A 1,902-nucleotide genomic window follows, 5' to 3' on the forward strand; every position below is an offset into this window, starting at 1 on the left:
CATTGAATTTCAACATTATTTGCAGTAAAGTTTTTATTAGAAGGATTTTTTTCTGACTAGTTTGTTTCAATTGTAACATTAACAGAAACAATTTGTTTTTCGAATACTGCTAAAAATTTAACTTAACCTCTATGGGGATTAAATGAATATAGGAGAAAAAATAAATGATTGAAATTACAGAAGAGGATTTTAAGATTTTTGATCGTAAAGAATTTACATTCAAACAGATCAATGAGAATTACCCTAAAAAAGAAATTGAAGAAATAAAAAATAGTTATAAAACCGTTTGGTTAAAATGGAAAAATTTACAAAACGAAGTATGTATGCAATTAATAGATGATGAGATTTTTGGAAAACCTAAAATAGAAAGCTGGACAAATGGTTGGAACTTGCGAAACCACTTTTGGAGTGCTTATCGAGGAGTTGAACGCCAAGAAGAAAATGCGTGTGCAGCTGTGTTAATGAATTGTAAGCAAATCCAAATATATTTGATGTTCCAACACTATAAAAGCGATAGGCGTAAAGGAACTAAAGAAGATTACAATCACTTATTAAAGGCAATTCCTGCATGGAGCCAACATATCGATACAGCAGATTACTATATTTGGCGGCAACAAGATCCTGAGTTAGAAAATCATTTACCTTTAAAGAATTACCTTGAAGATTCAGCGATACAAAAACAGTTTCAAGAAAGCCTTGAAGGAGGTACGTTTCAATTAGGAAAAATTTTTTATCGCGGGATAGAGCTCAATAATCTTGAAGATGAGATAGCCGAGAGTTTAAAGGAACTCGCTCCATTATATCTATTGCTTGATACTAGAAATCGATGATTATTCTAAGTTGCGCGTAAGATTTGAGATGAAATGATTGTTCTATATTTGAAGTTTTCCAAAATGTTATATGTTTAAAAAAAGTACAGTTCAATATCAAATAAGAACTGTACTTTCTATCTAAGATGTTCAATTATAATTCCTCAATACTATGCACCCTTGTACATATCACGACGCCTATATCCAATCATCCCTAATAGAATAAGGAATAAACTGGCATTTGCGGCAACCAATTTAAAGCTGATGTCTTTAAAAACCAAGCGGGTAAGTCTAGGATTCCGCCAAAATAACTTAAAGAAAAAGAGTAGCCCAAATATACATAAACCGCTTTTCCTAATTTAGGTGCAACTCCAAGCGCTAAACCTGCTAATCCTATAAAGAACAAAACAGTCGGTAAATAGTTAAAGCCAGCAATCAGAAAATCCCACATGTTCATTTTGGTGGGATCTTTCATTGCCAATAAAGCGACACTGCCTAAACTACCAGCACTTAGTAAAACACCAGCTAATCCAGAAGAGATAGCCAAAAGGACTGTCGTCCAATAAAGCTGACCACGAGAAACTTTTGTTGAAAAAAGTTGGCTTAAATGTAATCGAGTTTCTTCTGCATATAATTTATTTACAACAGCTATTGGCAAAATAATTGCCAGTCCAATCATAACCATCATGATAGTACCTGTAAATGACTGCTCAATAGAAATCCCAGAGTGATTAAACATTTGTTTCATCAATTCGTTGCTATTAAGAAAAGCCTGCATATCTCCGTAGATTGATCCATATGCCATTCCCATGCAAACAAATGCAATCAACCAACCTAAAATAACACCTTTATTGATTTTAAAAAAGAGTCCCGGCACTGATAATAACGATTTTTTAGCATAAGCTCGTCCCCTATGTTCAGGCAAATAACCAGCATTTAAATCCCGGCCTCCTTCCAAAGAAAAAGCTATCAGCAATAGGATGAGCACAAAGACGATTCCCAGTATAAGAGGAAACCAATTATTTTCAGTGAATGGATAAGTTAAATACGTCCACCCCATTGGATTGATCATGGAAAAATGTATATTTGAGTT

Annotated in this window: 1 protein-coding gene and 1 pseudogene; one reads left to right on the top strand and one right to left on the bottom strand. The window is 33.6% G+C overall.

Going from position 1 to position 1,902, the window contains the following annotated elements; translation table 11 throughout:
- Nucleotides 1-167 precede the first annotated feature (167 nt).
- On the top strand, nt 168-830 hold the full coding sequence (locus RT405_RS07240; RefSeq protein ID WP_313468800.1) for an HI_0552 family protein: 663 nt from the start codon (nt 168-170) through the stop codon (nt 828-830).
- 149 nt (nt 831-979) lie between these two features.
- Here the strand turns inward: RT405_RS07240 and RT405_RS07245 are convergent.
- Nucleotides 980-1,902 (bottom strand): annotated as a pseudogene (locus RT405_RS07245) (tetronasin resistance protein); the annotation flags it as partial.

The sequence above is a fragment of the Carnobacterium sp. genome (assembly GCF_032094055.1).
GTDB lineage: Bacteria > Bacillota > Bacilli > Lactobacillales > Carnobacteriaceae > Carnobacterium_A.